This is a genomic window from Paenibacillus sp. FSL W8-1187 (genome assembly GCF_037965485.1).
In the GTDB taxonomy this organism is placed as follows: Bacteria; Bacillota; Bacilli; order Paenibacillales; family Paenibacillaceae; genus Paenibacillus_O; species Paenibacillus_O pasadenensis.
The window spans coordinates 5,584,912-5,601,043 of record NZ_CP150181.1 but is presented as its reverse complement, the minus strand read 5'-3'; the positions used below and the strand labels follow the sequence as shown (position 1 = coordinate 5,601,043).

13 protein-coding genes are annotated in these 16,132 nt (G+C 64.7%); 9 read left to right on the top strand and 4 right to left on the bottom strand.

The genetic code is table 11. From position 1 onward, the window contains the following. The first annotated feature begins 29 nt into the window (after window positions 1–29). The 3 genes from cydD to NYE40_RS24090 all read left to right on the top strand — a co-directional run bounded on the left by cydD (window position 30) and on the right by NYE40_RS24090 (window position 4,256). The gene (cydD, locus tag NYE40_RS24100) at window positions 30–1,814 is read left to right on the top strand and encodes a thiol reductant ABC exporter subunit CydD (protein WP_339279127.1); all 1,785 of its coding nucleotides are present in this window, start codon (window positions 30–32) and stop codon (window positions 1,812–1,814) included. After that, window positions 1,811–3,952 (top strand): ATP-binding cassette domain-containing protein, encoded by a 2,142-nt coding sequence (locus tag NYE40_RS24095; RefSeq protein WP_339279126.1) that lies wholly within the window; start codon window positions 1,811–1,813, stop codon window positions 3,950–3,952. The genes cydD and NYE40_RS24095 overlap by 4 nt, the downstream gene beginning before the upstream one ends. A gap of 73 nt (window positions 3,953–4,025) precedes the next feature. Next, window positions 4,026–4,256: a hypothetical protein gene (locus NYE40_RS24090; RefSeq protein WP_339279125.1), complete on the top strand. Its 231-nt coding sequence runs from the start codon at window positions 4,026–4,028 to the stop codon at window positions 4,254–4,256. Between the two features lie 97 nt (window positions 4,257–4,353). Here NYE40_RS24090 and NYE40_RS24085 read toward each other — a convergent pair whose 3' ends face one another. Next, window positions 4,354–5,211, bottom strand: a complete 858-nt coding sequence (locus tag NYE40_RS24085) for a class II fructose-bisphosphate aldolase (RefSeq protein WP_028598045.1) — start codon at window positions 5,209–5,211, stop codon at window positions 4,354–4,356. A 355-nt stretch (window positions 5,212–5,566) separates the two neighbouring features. Here NYE40_RS24085 and NYE40_RS24080 point away from each other — a divergent pair, with 355 nt between their 5' ends. Together NYE40_RS24080 and NYE40_RS24075 are read left to right on the top strand one after the other, a co-directional pair. Beyond that, a complete protein-coding gene (locus NYE40_RS24080) occupies window positions 5,567–7,060 on the top strand; it encodes a YdiU family protein (RefSeq protein WP_028598046.1) in 1,494 nt (497 codons plus the stop codon). A gap of 387 nt (window positions 7,061–7,447) precedes the next feature. Next, the gene (locus NYE40_RS24075) at window positions 7,448–8,356 is read left to right on the top strand and encodes a 3-hydroxyacyl-CoA dehydrogenase (RefSeq protein WP_028598047.1); all 909 of its coding nucleotides are present in this window, start codon (window positions 7,448–7,450) and stop codon (window positions 8,354–8,356) included. Between the two features lie 362 nt (window positions 8,357–8,718). Here the strand turns inward: NYE40_RS24075 and NYE40_RS24070 are convergent, their stop codons facing one another. Further along, window positions 8,719–9,477 (bottom strand): SDR family oxidoreductase, encoded by a 759-nt coding sequence (locus tag NYE40_RS24070; RefSeq protein ID WP_028598048.1) that lies wholly within the window; start codon window positions 9,475–9,477, stop codon window positions 8,719–8,721. Between the two features lie 160 nt (window positions 9,478–9,637). On the opposite strand from NYE40_RS24070, the gene NYE40_RS24065 reads away from it, so the two are divergent. Beyond that, window positions 9,638–10,225 carry a TetR/AcrR family transcriptional regulator gene (locus NYE40_RS24065; RefSeq protein WP_228551773.1) on the top strand — a complete coding sequence of 196 codons (588 nt, stop codon included), beginning with the start codon at window positions 9,638–9,640 and terminating at the stop codon, window positions 10,223–10,225. Window positions 10,226–10,427: 202 nt separating this feature from the next. Here the strand turns inward: NYE40_RS24065 and NYE40_RS24060 are convergent, their stop codons facing one another. Next, a complete protein-coding gene (locus NYE40_RS24060) occupies window positions 10,428–11,126 on the bottom strand; it encodes a glycosyltransferase family A protein (protein WP_153784589.1) in 699 nt (232 codons plus the stop codon). Between the two features lie 136 nt (window positions 11,127–11,262). On the opposite strand from NYE40_RS24060, the gene NYE40_RS24055 reads away from it, so the two are divergent. Further along, window positions 11,263–12,222 (top strand): hypothetical protein, encoded by a 960-nt coding sequence (locus tag NYE40_RS24055; protein ID WP_127464567.1) that lies wholly within the window; start codon window positions 11,263–11,265, stop codon window positions 12,220–12,222. A gap of 73 nt (window positions 12,223–12,295) precedes the next feature. Then, on the top strand, window positions 12,296–12,538 hold the full coding sequence (locus NYE40_RS24050) for an NHLP leader peptide family RiPP precursor (RefSeq protein WP_043111058.1): 243 nt from the start codon (window positions 12,296–12,298) through the stop codon (window positions 12,536–12,538). Here the strand turns inward: NYE40_RS24050 and NYE40_RS24045 are convergent. After that, on the bottom strand, window positions 12,527–14,488 hold the full coding sequence (locus tag NYE40_RS24045; protein ID WP_153784588.1) for a sensor histidine kinase: 1,962 nt from the start codon (window positions 14,486–14,488) through the stop codon (window positions 12,527–12,529). The two genes, NYE40_RS24050 and NYE40_RS24045, sit on opposite strands and share 12 nt — an antisense overlap. Window positions 14,489–14,859: 371 nt before the next feature. Here NYE40_RS24045 and NYE40_RS24040 point away from each other — a divergent pair, with 371 nt between their 5' ends. Then, the gene (locus tag NYE40_RS24040) at window positions 14,860–15,960 is read left to right on the top strand and encodes an MBL fold metallo-hydrolase (protein WP_339279124.1); all 1,101 of its coding nucleotides are present in this window, start codon (window positions 14,860–14,862) and stop codon (window positions 15,958–15,960) included. The last annotated feature ends 172 nt before the right edge of the window (window positions 15,961–16,132 follow it).

Below are 16,132 nucleotides of genomic sequence, written 5' to 3'. Positions count from 1 at the left end.
GATCAAGACGAAGGAGACGGTGAGCGCGGATGGACCGGAACTTGCTGACGTACAAAGGAATCCACAAGGCGCTGGGCCTCATCGGCGCGCTTGCCGTCCTGCAGACCGCCTGCATCGCGCTCGCGGCGGCGGGACTGGCGGAGGCCGTCTCCTCGCTGTTCGCGGGACAACCGGCGAAGGAGCAATGGCGCCCGGCGCTGTTGTTCCTTCTTGCTTTCATGGGAAGGCATGGCTGCGCGGCGCTGTCCGCCCGCATCGCCTGGCGGTTCGCCGAAACGACGGCCGCCGCGCTGCGGCGGGCGATGCTGGAGCGGCTGCTGCGGCTCGGCTCCCGAGCTGCCGGCGACCTAGGCGTCGGCGGCTGGGTGACGCTCGCGCTGGAGGGGACGGGCAAGTTCCGCGCCTACCTCGAGCTGATCCTGCCGCGGATGGCCGGCATGGCGGCGACGCCGGCGCTGCTGCTCGTCTGCGTGCTGGCGCTCGACCGGCTGAGCGCCTTCATCCTGCTCGTGACGCTGCCGATCCTGATCGTGTTCCTCATCCTGATCGGCATGACCGCGCGCGGGCAGATGGACCGCCAGCTGGCGACGTACCGGCGGCTCGCGGGCCACTTCGTCGACTCGCTGCGGGGGCTGGAGACGCTGTTCGTGCTCGGCCGCAGCCGCTCGCATCGCCGCAGCATCGAGGACGTCAGCGAGCGGTACCGGGCGGCGACGATGAAGACGCTGCGCGTGGCGTTCCTCAGCTCGTTTGCGCTCGATTTCTTCACGATGCTGTCGGTCGCCTCGGTGGCGGTGAGCCTCGGCGTGCGGCTGGTGAACGGCCAGATGGAGCTCGTCACCGCGCTCACGGTGCTGATCCTCGCGCCGGAGTATTTCCTGCCGGTGCGCCAGGTCGGCGCGGACTTCCACGCCACGCTCGACGGCAAGGAGGCCGGCGAGGCGATGCGCGCCGTCATCGAGATGCCGGCGCCGGAGGCGAGGCTGCTCGGCATGGCGGCGGAGCGGACGGAAGCAGAGGGAGCAGAGGCGGAAGGCGGGGCTTTTCCCCCGTATCGCGATCCGTTCGCCTGGGGGCCGCACAGCCGCCTGCGGCTGGAGGGCGTCGGCGTCCGGCATGGCGACGGTCCGGCCTCGCTGGAGAGCGTCAGCCTGGAGCTGCGCGCCGGCGAGCGCGTCGGCATCGTCGGAGCGAGCGGCGCGGGCAAGTCGACGCTGCTGGGCGTGCTGGGCGGCTTCCTCGCTCCGACGGAAGGCTCGGCCGTGCTGGAGAGCCGTCGCTGGAGCGGCTTGACGGCGGACGGCTGGCGTTCGCAGATCTCCTACATTCCGCAGCGGCCGCATCTGTTCGGCGGCACGCTCGGCGACAACATCCGGCTGTACCAGCCGGAGGCGACGGATGAGGCGACGGCCGCCGCTGCTCGGGCCGCCGGCCTCGGGCCGCTGCTGCGCTCGCTGCCGCTCGGCCTGCAGGAGCCGATCGGCGAGGGCGGCCGACAGCTGAGCGGCGGCCAGCGGCAGCGCGTGGCGCTCGCGCGGGCGCTGCTCGGACAGCGGCCGATCGTGCTGCTCGACGAGCCGACGGCTCATTTGGACATCGAGACGGAGTATGAGCTCAAGCCGTCGATGCTCCCTCTTTTTGAAGGGCGGCTCGTCGTGCTCGCGACCCATCGGCTGCACTGGATGGAGCAGATGGACCGCATCGTCGTGCTGGACGGCGGCCGGATCGTCGAGTCCGGCACTCCGGAGGAGCTGATGGCGCTTCGCGGCGCCTACTATGACCTGGCCACGGCCGGATGGGAGGAGAGCGCATGAGCCGGCCGCGCTGGATTGCACCGTATCTGTCCCTCTACCGGTGGCGGATGCTGCTGTCGCTGCTGCTCGGCACGCTGACCGTCTTCGCCGCCGCGGCGCTGATGTTCACGTCCGGCTTCCTCATCTCCAAGTCGTCCACTCCGATCGAGAACATCCTCATGGTCTACGTCCCGATCGTCGGCGTGCGCGCCTTCGGCACGAGCCGGGCCGTGCTGAGCTATGTCGAAAAGCTGTGCAGCCACGACACGGTGCTGCGCATCCTGTCGAGCATGCGCGTGCGGCTGTATCGAATTCTGGCGCCGCAGGCGATGGAGCTGGCGGCGCGCTGCCGCACGGGCGACCTGCTCGGGCTGCTCGCCGAGGACATCGAGCAGCTGCAGCAGGTATTCCTGCGCGTCGTATTCCCGGTCGCTGCGGCGCTGGCGCTGTACGCCGCCGTCGTCGCGGGACTCGGCCGCTTCGATGCCGGCTTCGCTCTGTTGGCCGGCCTGTACCTGCTGCTGCTGATCGCCGTGCTGCCGCTCGTCTCGCTGCTGCGGACGCGCCGCGCCCAGCGGCAGGTCAAGGAGCGTCGGGCCCGCTTGTACCGGTCGCTGACCGACGCCGTGCTCGGACTCGACGACTGGATGCTGAGCGGGCAGCAGGCGCGCTTCCTCGTCGGCTACGAGGACGACGAGCGTTTCGTCGCGGCGGCCGACGGCGAGCTGCGCCAGTGGGCGCGCCGCCGCCAGCTGCTCGGCCAGGCGCTCGTCGGCTTCGCCGTCGTCGCCGTCGTCGCCTGGGCGGGCGGCGAGGCGGGAGCCGGGCGGCTTGAGCCGACGCTCATCGCCGCGTTCGCGTTGGCGGTGTTTCCGCTGGCGGACGCCTGGCTGCCGCTGTCCGAGGCGGCGGAGCGCATCCCCGCTTATCGCCGCTCGCTGGAGCGGCTGAGAGGCTTGCAGCAGGCGGGAATGAACGGAGAGGATTACTCGGTCATACAAAATGTTACCGAGGAAATAAGAGAATTCGAGATAAAGAAGGAGAATAGAGAAGGAGATGCAGTTAAGCATGCTAGAGAGCTTGCGGCAGCGGGGTCGGTACGGAACGGGCTGACGGGCGGAGTATCCGGCGGCGCATTCGGCCTGGCGGGGGGAGGCGGATGGAGCGGGACGGCCGCTGCGGCGGAGCGAGGACTGGGGAGCGAGAGCTTCCAGAAGGCTGACGTATCGGGGCGGGGACCGGGCATCGACCGCTTGCAGAAGGCTGAAGGATCGGAGCGGAGATTGGGGATCGAGCGCTTGCAGAAGGCTGACGCATCGGAGCGGCGGCGCAGGGATAGAAGCTTCCGAGGGACGGCTGACGAAGGGAGCGCTCTGCATCTGCGCCGCCCGTCGGCGGTGACGGTCGAGCTTCGGGACGCCGGCTATCGCTACGGCGGCGAAGCGGCCTGCGCGCTGAAGCATGTCGATCTCTGTCTGCCGCAGGGCGCGAAAATCGCCGTGCTCGGCCCGAGCGGCGCGGGCAAGTCGACGCTGCTCAAGCTGCTGTTCGGCGCGCTGAGGCCGACCGCCGGGAGCGCGCGCATCGGCTCGCGGGCGGCGGCCGACTACGGCGAGCGGATCTCGGAGCTGGTCGCCGTGCTGAACCAGGCTCCGCATCTGTTCGACGACACGATCGCGGCGAACATCCGGCTCGGCCGTCCGGAAGCGACGGACGCCGAGGTGGCGCGCGCCGCCTCGCTGGCGCGGCTGGACGCGGTGACGGAGTCGCTGCCGTTGGGCCTTGCCACGCGAGTGGAGGAGGCGGGCAAGCGCTTCTCCGGTGGCGAGCGGCAGCGCATCGCGCTGGCCCGCATCCTGCTGCAGGACGCGCCGGTCGTGCTGCTCGACGAGCCGGCCGCCGGGCTCGACCCGCGCACCGAGCGCGAGTTGCTGGCGACGATCTTCGCCGCGCTGGAGGGGCGGACGATCGTCTGGGTGACGCATCATCTCGCCGGCGTCGAGCGCATGGACGAGATCGTGTTCCTGGACCGCGGCGAGATCACGATGCGCGGCACCCACGCCGAGCTGCTGGCGCGCGAGGAGCGGTATCGGCGGCTGCGGGAGCTGGACCGGGGCGATTTCCGTCGTGAAGCGGCCATCTTCAAGCGAAGGGATTGAAAGAGGAGAATCGGCCTATTTTTTATTATGAATTTTTTTAATAAAATGGATGTCATTGGGGGGTGCTAGAAAATTGAATGAAGAAGATGTGCAACAAATCATTCAAAGTCTAACTAATTCTGCTGGCTCCAACCAAGAGATAGCGGGCAAGCTTCAATTCATGGGAATGTCCGTTTCTTCCATGGCTGATCAGCTTGAAGAAGCGAATCGGAATCTGGAGATTCTTCTCTACCTGATAGGTGCGATGATCGTCTTGATCGCGATCGGTCTGGCATTCCTGATTTTCAAAAAAGCCAAGTCTTGATCTGCGCGGGTTCGTGCCGAGACAAGCGTCGCTAGAGTTGCCAAAAAAGCCCCTGCGCCGCCGAAGCGGAAGCAGGGGCTTGCTTTTGTTGGGAGCCTTACGCTTTGCCGGAAGAACCGAACTCGCGCATTTTGCCTTGAACCGTCGCCTTGATGGCGTCGCGGCCTGGGGCGAGGAATTTGCGCGGATCGTAGACTTCGAGGTCCTTCGTCACGATTTCGCGGACTTTTTTGGTGAACTCGATCTGGTTCTCGGTGTTGACGTTGATCTTCGCCGTGCCGAGGCCGATGGAGCGCTTGATGTGCTCGGTCGGGATGCCCGTGCCGCCGTGCAGGACGAGCGGCAGCTTGATCGTCTGGCAGATCTCTTCCATCTCTTTGAAGCCGAGGTTCGGCTCGCCTTTGTAAGGGCCGTGCACGGAGCCGAGGGCCGGAGCGAGGCAGTCGATGCCGGTGCGCTGCACGAGCTCGAAGCATTCCTTCGGATCGGCGTAGATGACGCCGTCTGCAACGACGTCGTCCTCTTGGCCGCCGACGGTGCCGAGCTCGGCTTCGACGGACACGCCTTTGCTATGCGCGTACTCGACGACTTGCTTGGTCGTCGCCACGTTTTCTTCGAACGGATGATGCGAAGCGTCGATCATGACGGACGTGAAGCCGGCGTCGATCGCAGCCTTACACTTCTCGAAGCTGGAGCCGTGGTCGAGGTGGATCGCTACCGGTACCGTGATCTTCATCTCTTCGATCAGGGCGCTGACGATGTTCGTCACGACCTTGAAGCCGCCCATGTAGCGGGCTGCGCCTTCGGAGACGCCGAGGATGACCGGGGACTTCTCTTCTTCGGCGGCCGCGAGGATCGCTTGCGTCCACTCCAGGTTGTTGATGTTGAACTGGCCGACCGCGTAGTGCTCCTCGAGCGCCTTGTTGAGCATGTCCTTCATGGAAACGAGTGCCATTGTAACTCCTCCTAATGTCTGATGTCTGCAGCAGGTTTCTCCTCATGCCGGGGCATGAGAATGGCAAAGTAGGGCCTCGGCCCGTGCTTGTCTTTCGTTATTTTAACATAAATGAGGGGCTTTGAACCTGCAATTTCAGACAGGAATCGCGCGCAATTCGTTACGAAAAGAAGGCATTGGGCTTAAAATTCCGCTAAAGCGTGGCAATTATGCGCGATATGGAACAAGCTTCCTTCGGAATCCGGGCAGGCGGCAAGGCGGTTCCAGGGGTGCCGCCGGAGGCGGATTCGCTTGCGCCGTCCGGCAAGGGGTATACTGGAGGAAACGTTGGCTAGGCCAAGGAGGTCATCCAAGCATGAGCGAAACGAAGGCAAGCGCCGCGGCGGCAGGCTGGCAGCTGGAGAACGGCTACGCCGAGCTGCCCGAAACGCTGTTCACCAGGCAGCATCCGCTGCCGGTCCGCGCGCCCGCGCTGGCCGTGCTGAACCGCCCGCTGGCAAAGGAGCTCGGACTCGATGCCGACGCGCTGGCAGGCGCGGACGGAGCGGAGGTGTTCGCCGGGAACCGGCTGCCCGAGGGCGCCGAGCCGCTGGCGCAGGCTTACGCGGGGCATCAGTTCGGCTACTTCAACCGGCTCGGCGACGGGCGCGCGGTGCTGCTCGGCGAGCAGCGGACGCCTTCCGGAGGGCTGCGCGACATCCAGCTCAAGGGCTCCGGGCGCACGCCGTACTCGCGCGGAGGCGACGGGCGCGCCGCGCTCGGCCCGATGCTGCGCGAATACATCATCAGCGAAGCGATGCACGGGCTCGGCATCCCGACGACGCGCAGCCTCGCGGTCGCGACGACCGGCGAGCAGATCGTGCGCGAGTCGCTGGAGACCGGCGCGGTGCTGACCCGCGTCGCGGCGAGCCATCTGCGCGTCGGCACGTTCCAGTTCGCTGCCCAGTGGGGCTCGCCGGACGAGCTGCGGCAGCTCGTCGACTACGCGCTGCGCCGCCACGATCCGCAAGGGTGGAGCGAGGCCGAGGCGGCGGGAGCGGACGGCTCCGCCCGCGCGCTGCGGCTGCTGCAGGGTACGGTCGCGCGTCAAGCGCCGCTGATCGCGTCGTGGCAGCTCGTCGGCTTCGTGCACGGCGTCATGAATACCGACAACATGACGATCAGCGGCGAGACGATCGACTACGGCCCGTGCGCTTTTCTCGACCGGTTCGATCCGGCGACGGTGTTCAGCTCGATCGACTCGCAGGGACGCTATGCCTACGGCAACCAGCCATATATCGCGGCCTGGAACCTCGCGCGCCTCGCGGAGTCGCTGCTGCCGCTGCTGCATGAAGACCAGGAGCAGGCTCTGGAGCTGGCGGAAAGCGCGCTCGCGGCGTTCGAGGGCGCCTATCACGGGCACTGGCTGGCGGGGATGAGAAACAAGCTCGGCTTGCTCGGCACGGAAGAAGGCGACGAGGAGCTCGCCGCCGGGCTGCTGCGGCTCATGCAGGAGCAGGGCGCGGATTATACGAACGCGTTCCGCGCCTTGACGCTCGGGCAGGCTGAGGCGGCCGGGCTGGGCGGCGACGGGTATGCGGACTGGCTCCGAAGCTGGCGCGAGCGCCGCGGACGTCATGGCGACGCCGCCGCATCGGAGGCGCTCATGCGCCGCAGCAACCCGAGCGTCATCCCGCGCAACCATCGCGTCGAGGAGGCTTTGGCGGCGGCCGAAACGGGCGATTTCGGCGTCATGGAGCGGCTGCTGGCCGCTCTGGCCGACCCGTACGCCTATACGCCTGAGCAAGAGGAATACGCCGGGGCCGCCCCGGCTAGCGATCGTCCGTATCGGACGTTCTGCGGGACGTAAGGGCCGGACCCGAGGCCACGGGCTCGAACCAAGGCACAAACCTGCCTTGGATCGGGCGGACCCGGGCTCGAAAGCCAAAACCAAGGCACAAACCTGCCTTGGATCGGGCGAACCCGGGCCCGAAAGCCAAAACCAAGGCACAAATCTGCCTTGGATCGGGCGGACCCGGGCCCGAAAGCCGAAACCAAGGCACAAACCTGCCTTGGATCGGCGAACCCGGGCCCGAAAGCCGAAACCAAGGCACAAACCTGCCTTGGATGGGCGAACCCGGGCCCGAAAGCCAAAACCAAGGCACAAACCTGCCCTGGATGGGCGGCTCATCTGCGGATGAGCCGCTCTTTTTTGGACATCTTACTCCTATATTCCAGATAAGGGAGACGATGAACGATGAGCTTCAGCCGCATCACCGTCGCGGGCAGCGGCGTGCTGGGCAGCCAGATCGCGTTCCAGGCCGCGTTCAAGCGGTTCGACGTGACCGTATACGACATCAACGACGAGGCGCTGGCCAAGGCGAAGGAGCGCATTGAGGCGCTGAAGCCGCGCTACATGGCGGATCTCGGCGCTTCGCAGCAGGAGCTCGACGACGCCTACAGGCGCATGGCGTTCGAGAGCGACCTGGCCAAGGCGGTCGAGCATGCCGACCTCGTCATCGAGGCGGTGCCGGAAGTCGTCGACATCAAGACGGACTTCTACCGCCGGCTCGGGGCGGTCGCACCGCTGCACACCGTGTTCGCGACGAACTCGTCGACGCTGCTGCCGAGCCAGTTCGCCGAGGCGACGGGGCGGCCGGAGAAGTTTCTTGCGCTTCATTTTGCCAATGAGATCTGGAAAAACAACACCGCCGAGATCATGCGCCATCCCGGCACGGACGAGGGCGTGTTCGGCGCGGTCGTCGGCTTCGCCAAGAAGATCGGCATGATCGCGCTGCCGCTGCGCAAGGAGCAGCCTGGCTACATCCTCAACTCGCTGCTCGTGCCGCTGCTGGACGCCGCGCAGCTGCTGCTCGTCAAGGAGGTCGCCGACGTCGAGACGATCGACAAGACGTGGATGGCGGCGACCGGCGCGCCGCTCGGCCCGTTCGCGATCCTCGACGTCGTCGGCATCAACACTGCCTACAACATCGGCCTCGCCAAGGCGAAGGCGACCGGCGACCCGCTGTACCAGGCCGTCGCGGACAAGCTCAAGCGCGACTACATTGACCAGAACCGGCTCGGCCGCGAGACCGGCGCCGGGTTCTACACCTATCCCGACCCGAGCTTCGCGCGGCCGGACTTTCTGAGCGCAGAGGTCAACTGATACCGCAACTCCATTCCTCTTTCGCGCGTCCATGTTAGGGAAAGAACTCGCATCTGCGAGTGCGAGCGAAAGGGAGGACGACTTCGTGAACGTACGTGCCGCTGCGCCTGATCGAAGAGGTGCGTCAACGGTGTTTGTTATGCTCATCATCCTGCTTTTTTGCTTCGCTTGCACAAACCATACAGATGGTGATGGGAGTAAAAAGGAAAGCATTTCAGTGCATCATTTAAAAGGTTTAATCCAAAGCGGGACGACGTTGAATTGGGAAAGGTGCTGCCTGCTCACATTTGTGAGAAGCAGCACCTTTTTCACAGAAGGCCACTTTCAACGAACTCATTCAGCTCTTGGAACAATTGCCTTCCTTAGTAAGCCGTCCAGCCGGCATCGGCCGCGATGACCGTGCCGTTGACGAAGCTGGAGTCGTCGGAAGCGAGGAACAGCGCGACCTTGGCGATCTCCTCGGCCGTGCCGACGCGCGGGTTGACGCCCATGCCGGCCATCGCGCGGCTCATGCCGAACTCGTTCGGCTGGCCCATCGTGGCGCTGATGTTCGTCTGCACGCCGCCCGGAGCGATGCCGTTGCAGCGGATGCCCTTCGTCGCGTACTGGAAGCCGACGTTTTTGGTGAAGCCGACGACGGCATGCTTGGATGCCGTGTACGCCGCGCCTGCGCGCGAGCCGTTCAGGCCGCCGGCCGAGGCGATGTTGACGATGACGCCGCTCTCCTTCTCCAGGAAGATCGGCAGCACTTTGCGCACGGTGCGCATCGGACCGGTCGTATTGACCGCGAAGACGCGCTCCCACAGCTCGTCCGTCAGATCGCCTGCCGGCACGAAGCCGTCCATGATGCCGGCGTTGTTGACGAGGATGTCGACGGTGCCGAATTTCTCGACTGCGGCGTCGATCAGCGCCTGCACGTCCTCTTCCTTGGCGACGTTGGCGGCGACGGCGAGCGCTTGTCCGCCTTTGCCCTCGATCTCGGTGACGACCGTCTGCGCGGCCTCCAGGCGCAGGTCGCTGACGACGACCTTCGCTCCCTCGGCGGCGTACAGCTCGGCGATCGCCTTGCCCATGCCCGATGCGGCTCCCGTGACGACGGCTACTTTTCCATTCAGCTTCATTCCGAAGTCCTCCTTCGCATTTATGAATAAATGTTGACTAACTATACAGGTGACGCCTTCAGTATAATACGGAAGAAGGGACCTGGATATCCGTAAAACAGGCGGTTTTGTCCATTAATGAACAAGATGAAAGCGCTTGTTGACGAAAGCGAGGATGGAGATGGCTGGAAAAGTGGATCCGCGCGTCGCGCGCAGCAAAACGGCGCTCAAGCAGGCGCTGCTCGGGCTGCTCGAGGACAAGGAATTCGAGGCGGTCACGATCACGGAGATCGTGCTGACGTCCGGGTACAACCGGGGGACGTTCTACAAGCATTACGACAACAAGGAAGCGCTGCTCGAGGACATCCTGAACGATCTGATCGAGGGACTGCTGGAGGCGTTCCGCTATCCGTACGAGCAGACGGAGGTGTTCCGCGTGCATCAGCTGCCGCCGGGCTCGGTGAAGATCTTCGACCACTTCATGGAGCATGCGCCGACATACCGCATCCTGAGCCGCAGCCAGGTCATGCCCGCGCTGCGCGAAAAGATGTTCCGGGCTCTGAAGGACATCTCCTCCCGCGAGCTGCTGCCGGAGCTGGACGGCATCGACGCCGAGCTGCTGGCGGACTATTCCATCTCCGGCCTGCTCGGCATCCTGTTCCACTGGATCGAGAGCGGCTTCGCGCGCTCGCCGGCCTACATGCAGGAGCAGCTGGTCAAGATCATCCGCTTCCGTCCCGACGAGCTGCAGACGCGGCCATCGACGTAGGCGGTCAGGGTTTCAAATAAAGGCGCGCGTCGTCGTCCGAGCTTTCGGCACCGGCTTGCAAGCGTTTTGGAAGGCTAGAGACGTCGATACATCTCTGTGCTGATCTATAACCATGTGGCAATATAGAAGCACGAATTCCGATATATAGCTTGAAGTGCTCGCCGAGCCAAGCCGGCGGTCCAAGCCCGCGCGCCCTCCGGCGTCACGCCTTGCGGTCGGCGAAGCGACGGTAGTCGCGGGTAACGGCGAGCAGCCGGCTTCCTTTCCGATAGAACCCGTCGTCGACGCGCCAGGTGTGCGTGCTCTTGTTCCGGCGCCTCATATAGACGTAGTTGTACGGCGACGTCGCGCGGATGCGGTAGCCCTTGCGCTTGCAGCTGCGCAGGAAGCGGACGTCCTCGCCGAGGGAGCGGTCCGGGAAGCGGACGCCCTTCAGCACGCGCCGGTGGAACAGGATCGTGCCGCCTTGCACGAAGTCGGCCTCCTTGTCCCTCTCCTTGGGCGAGCGGATGAGCAGCTGCCGGCTGGCTTCCAGATAGACGAGGCAGGAATGCTTGCCGACGACGGAGCTGCGGGTGCGGCGGAGCTCCTTCACCTGCTCGCTCAAGTAATCGGGAGCATAATAGTCGTCGTGGTCGAGCTTCGCGATGAGCTCGTGCTTGGCGCGGGAGATGCCGCAGTTCAGGCACTGGCCGAGCGAGACGCGCTCCGGCACCCGGTACACCGAGACATGGGGCAGCTGCCGGGCTTGGCGGCGCAGCTGGCGGATGTCGGCCGAATCGAGGTTGACGATGACGATCAGCTCTTTGCGGGCATAGCGCTGGCGCTTGTAGTTGGCCAGGATGTTCGCGAAGAACTCGGGCCGGTTCGTGCAGGCGATGATCGAGACGCCGAGAGGCATGGCAGCAGGCTCCTTCGTAGCTTTTCTGTCACTATATGTAGCGCGGCGGGCTTGAGTCCGCCGGGCGTGCGCCTCTTTTGATGCCCGGGGCCATGAGGCGCCCGTCCCACAATGAAAGCGGAGAGGGGAACTCGACATGTCGATTGAATGGAATTTGGAAATGGCGCGCAAAGAAGCGGCGGCGATCTTCGCCGATGCGCGGGAGGGTGCGTCGGCTTGTCCGGAGCCTCTGCGAGGCGTCCTGCGGCAGCTGATCGACCGCGCGGATCCGTCTGCGCGCGAGGGAGGGTCGAACTTCATCGCCTACCTGCTGCCCGCATGGACGGGAGAGCAGGCGGGCCTTCCTCCAGCCGTGGGCCGCGAGCTGGCCGTAGGCAGCGTCTATATGATGCTGCATTATCTCCTGCTGGACGACGTGATGGACGGGGACGAGATCGGGCTCGGGCCAAAGGAGGCGCTGGCGGCGGGACAGCTGCTGCATAGCCTGTTCCTGGAACGGTACGAGCGCGCCGTGCCCGGCTCGGCGGAGCTGTGGAGCCGCTACCGGGCCTATGCCGGCGAGTGGGCGCAGGCCGTGTCGCAGGAAGGACGGCAGCGAGCCGAGCCGCAGGATGCGGCCGCTCTGGCGGCCAAGTCGGCGCCGGTGAAGATCGGAGCGGCCGCCGTCTGGCTGGCGGCGGGCCGGCCGGAGCGCATCGCCGACGCGGAGCAGGCGACGGAGCTGGCGCTCGCCTCGCTGCAGCTCGCCGACGACTGGGCCGATTGGCGGGACGATCTGGCCGCGGGCGAGGAGCGGTCGAACGCGTTTTTGACGCTGGTCCGGCGGATGCTGGACCAGCCGGAGGAGCAGCCGCTGGCGGAGCGGCTCGTACGCCGGGCGGTCTACCAGGAGGACGCGGTGGAGCGGCTGGCCGAGCTCGTCCGAGGCCATCGGCGGGAGCTGTCGGATCGGCACGAGGCGCCTTCGGGACTCGCCGGATTCCACCGGGCGGTGCTCGCCGGCATCGAAGCCGACGTTATGTCGATACGGCAAACGGCAGATGGTCTGGCGTTGAATGGAGGGTTCTTTCATTATTTGTCACATCTTGAAAATTGATAGGGACTTTTTCCTAGCCATGTGTTAATCTGTAGGAAGATTTACCCATACCACTTTGAGAGGCTGTGATTTCATGACCGTTGCCGTAGAATCGTTGAGAGTTCAGATCATTCGTAAAGCTTGGAAGGATGAAATCTTTAAGCAGCAGTTGCTCGCTGATCCCAAAAAAGCCATCAAAGAAGCCTTTGATTACGAGGTAGCGGCTGATATCCAGGTCACGGCTGTTGCCGAAACAGAAAAGCACTTCTATCTCGTTCTTCCTCCTAGCCCTGAAAATGTGGCAAACGGCCAAGGCGAGGTCGAGCTAGTCTGGTAATGATATAGCATCGGTCATCTCGGAGACGATCTGACCGGTTAGAGGGAACCGAATTGTTACTTCGGTTCCCTTTCCTTTTTCGCTGCGGAAGTCGATGCTGCCGTTCATCACCTCGATGATCCGCATCGTCACCATCGTGCCGAGGCCGGTCCCCTTCGTCTTGGTCGAGAAATAAGGCACGCCGAGCTTGGCGAGCTGCTCCTCATCCATCCCCTCTCCGTTGTCCTTCAGCCGCAGCACGGCTTCTCCGCCCTCGGCGCGCGCGGTCAGCTCAATGATTCCCTCCTGGCCGAACGCCTCTACGCTGTTCTTGATGAGATTGATCAGAGCCTGCTTGAGCTTGGAAGGGCTGCCCATGATCTCCAAGCCTTCCTCTGAAATGATGACCAAGCGGCCGCCATGCATGGCGGCATGAGGCCCCATGATGAGATCTAATTGCTCCAGCAATTCATGGAGATCTATCTTTACAATCATCTCAAGATCGGGCTTGGCGAAGGTGAGGAAGTCCGTGATGATCTCGGCCGCGCGGTCCAGCTCGCTGACGGCGATCGTGATGTAGTCCTGGCTTTGGGGATCCTCCTTTTTGGAGAGGAGCTGGAGAAAGCCGCGCGTCACCTGCAGCGGGTTGCGCACCTCATGCGCCACGGATGCGGCGAGATCGCTGATGATCTTGAGCTTCTCCGTGCGCTCGAGCGACAGGTTGAACTGCTCCAGCTGCTTGGAGTAGGACACCAGCGTCTTGTAGTCGGACGAGACGCGCCGCGCGAGGATGACGACGAGCGAGAAGATGAGGGCGACGATGCCGAGCTTCCAGAGGAAGAGGACGTAGCTTTTGCCGCTTCCGTAAAACAAAATCAGGTCGATGGCGCTCGACACGGCAAAGGCCAGCAGTCCCAGCGACAGGATGCGTGCCTGCCGATCACCCTGAAAGGTGTGTGCGATGGAGAGAATCGAAATCCACACCATCTGTACCAGGATCAAGAAGCCGACGGCGACAACAGAGACGAGATCATAGAAGGCATGCAACTGACCGTCCGACAACCGGTAGGCGACGAAGCAGAGCACCCCGAACGCCGAGTAGTACGTCTGCCAGCGCGTGAAGCGCTGGAACGGCGGCGATTTGCGCTCCAGCGCCTCGTTCACGAAGTAGCCGAGCGCGGGGAACATCGTGAACAGCGACAGCTCGAAGCAGGCCAGGAACACCTGGGCCGCATCGGGGAAATAGAGGTAGAGAAGCGGCGAATAGGCGCTGATCAGCAGTCCGGCCGAGAGCGCGATCAGGCAGAGCGAGATCCAGAAGCCGCGCTGGCGGCGGCTGAGGAAGCTCGAGCAGATGAACATGATTGCCGCGAGGAAGACGAGCGAGACGCCGAGCAGCAGGCTGGGCAGCTCTTTGCGGATGTAGGTGCGGTCCAGCTCGTCGAACTCGCCGAGCTGCGGAGGCGTCAGGAAGCCGGCTCGTTCGCCCTTGTTCAGGATGCGCACGTCGAGCACGGTCTCTTGGGGCTTCGCGTCCAGCGGCACGAGCAGGCGGCCCTGGTCAAAATCGAACCCGCGGCTCGACTCGTAAAGCAGCACTCCGCGCTCGTACACCTGTACGTGCCGGCTGTACATCCGTCCGGCCAGCAGGCCGGGACGATGCCACTGCTCCGTCGCCGGCACGCGGAGCCGGATCCAGATGCCTTGGGCGTCCTTCGGCAGCTCGACGCGCGGCTCCCTCAGCTCGGCGTCCAGCCAGTCGGCGTCCGCAGGCGGCGCGGTGCCGGGCGTTGCATCGGCGGGGATAGGCAGCACCTGCCAGCGGTCCAGGGAGGATCTGGCGGCGGGAGCGGCAGAGGCGGCGACATCGCCCGGCTCGGCTGCCGATAGAAGAGAAGGCCAGTGGAGCCATCCCGCCAGCAGGGCGAGAACGGCCAGAGCCGGGAAGAGACATAGACGAAGCGTTCTCATAGATTCCTCCGAGGATTGATTGTACTCGAATTATACCTCGTCTCTCGGTATTCGTCCGCAGAATTCGACATTTTCCGCGTTGAAATCTGTAGGAATTTTCCAATATGGGAGAACTAGCTATAGGTGGGAAATTCGGCTAGGCAATCTTGAGGAAAAGGATTCGCTGCAGGCATCGAGAACGGCTAGTTGAACAAGCTCGTCCAATGGCGTACGAATGCCGGTCCTCTGCCGGTCGGCGGAGCAAGGAACGCCGTCGATGGAATCGAAGAACGTCCGGCCGCGCCTGCGTCCGGGCGTTTTTTTGCTATCGAGGCGGGGGATCGGATAAGCTGGTGGGAGAAGAATTTTCATCGAAAAGAGGCTCGCTCGACATGGGAGTATGGATCGGAATCGCCGCCGCGCTCGCCGCCGCATTGACCTTGGCTTACCTCTACATCCGCCCCGCCCTGGGCGGGAAGCCGTCTCCCGAATCGCGGGAGCGCATCCGCCGCTCGAAGCAATACCGCGACGGCGAATTTGCCTACCCTCTGCCGACGCCGATGCTGAGCGGCTGGAAGGACCAGGTCTCGATCCTGGGCGAGTTCCTGAAGGGCACGCCGCAAGCCGTTCCCGACCGGCCGCTGGACGTGGAGCGGTACTCGCCTGCGTCCGCCGCAGAGCGGGAGAACGCGGTGCGAGTCACTTGGTTCGGGCATTCGGCGGTGCTGCTGGAGCTCGGGGACATGACGGTTTTCCTGGATCCGATGCTGGGGCGGGCGCCTTCGCCGGTTCCGATGATCGGGGGGCAGCGGTTCAAGGGCTCGTCGCCGGTCGACTTGGAGCGTCTGCCGCGGCTGGATGCGGTCGTGCTCTCGCATGATCACTACGATCATCTCGATTACCCGACGATCCTCCGGCTGAAGGAGAAGACCGGGATGTTCATCGTGCCGCTCGGCGTCGCCGCGCATCTGGAGCGGTGGGGCGTCGCGCGCGAGGCGATCCGCGAGTGCGACTGGTCGGAAGCGGTGAAGCTCAATGGCTTGACGCTGACCTGCGCCGCGGCTCGCCATTTCTCCGGAAGAGGCTTGCTCAGCCGGAATTCGACGCTGTGGTGCTCCTGGGTGATCGAGGGGCAGGGGCGGCGGATCTTCTTCAGCGGCGACAGCGGGTACGGCCCGCACTTCCGCGAGATCGGGGAGACGTACGGCCCGTTCGACCTGACCTTGATGGAATGCGGCCAGTACGACAGGCGGTGGGCGAGCATCCACATGCTGCCGGAGGAGACGGTGCAGGCGCATCGGGATGTCCGAGGCGGCTTGCTCCTGCCAATCCACTGGGGCGCGTTCCGCCTGGCGCTGCATGCCTGGACCGATCCGGTCGAGCGCCTGCTCCGCGCCGCGAGCGCCGACGGCGTCGCCGTCTGCACGCCGCGGATCGGGGAAACGGTGACGCTCGGGCAGGGCGAGCCGCCGGCCACGCCCTGGTGGCGCTGAACGGGCCACGCCCTGGTGGCGCTGAACGGGCCACGCCCTGGTGGCTGAACGCTGCCGTACCCTGGTGGCTGAACGCGGCCATGCCGTGGTGGCGCTGAACGCGGTCACGCCCTGGTGGCGCTGAATGCGCCAACGGGGTTGGCTCCAGCGACGGGCGCTCAAGCCGAGGAGC